Annotated in this window: 1 pseudogene; it reads left to right on the top strand. The window is 43.6% G+C overall.

The window, feature by feature from the left end:
- A pseudogene (locus tag HMPREF2893_RS07525) lies at window positions 1–966 on the top strand (CshA family fibrillar surface protein C); the annotation flags it as partial.

Below are 966 nucleotides of genomic sequence, written 5' to 3'. Positions count from 1 at the left end.
CTTACTCAGGTGATGTGGTTCCAGTTAAGGTTCAGGCAGCTGATGCAAATGGAACTACAGTTGAAACAACTTATACACCGAAGATTACTCCGGTTGTTCCAACTTCTGAAGATGCTACATCGACAGATATTCAAGGTCAAACACAATCTGGTAAACCAACCTTCACGGAAGGCAATCCAAATGTTCCAATCGATGAAGATACTCCAGCTACCTTCGAAGATGGCTCAACCACTAAGACAGTAGATGGTGAAGGAACATATACTGTTGCTCCAGATGGAACCGTAACCTTCGTACCAGAAAAATCATTCACTGGAACTGCTACAGGCGTAACAGTGAAACGCGTGGACAAGAACGGTACTGAAATCACAGCTAAGTACACACCAACTGTGACACCAGTAACACCAACAGCAACACCAGCTGAATCAACAGATATCCAAGGTGCAAGTCAAACTGGTAAACCTAAATTCACCGAAGGTGACAGCCGTGTACCTATGAACGATGATGTTCCAGCAACCTTCGATGATGGTTCAACAACTAAGACAGTTGATGGCGTTGGTACTTACACAGTAGCAGCAGACGGAACTGTAACCTTTGTTCCTGAAAAATCATTCACAGGTAAAGCACCAGCCGTAACAGTTGTTCGTGAAGATAAGAACGGAACTAAAGCTTCTGCAACTTACACACCAACTGTAACTCCAGTAACTCCAACTGCAACACCAGCTGAATCTACTGGACCTCAAGGTCTTGTTCAAACTGGCACTGTAACCTTCACTGAAGGTGATGAAGTAGCTCCAATTAACAAGGATTCGATTACTCTTCTTGATGAAAATGGTCAACCAGCAGCATCAGTAGAAGCGAAATCACCAGCAGGTGATGTGATCGGTACATACACAGTTGATAAAGACACAGGTGTAGTTACTTTCACACCAACAGATAAATCTTACTCAGGTGATGTGGTTCCAGTTA

Source organism: Streptococcus sp. HMSC072C09, from assembly GCF_001813105.1.
Classification (GTDB): Bacteria; Bacillota; Bacilli; order Lactobacillales; family Streptococcaceae; genus Streptococcus.
The sequence above is the reverse complement of the archived record's forward strand: the minus strand, read 5'-3'. Positions and strand labels throughout refer to the sequence as shown.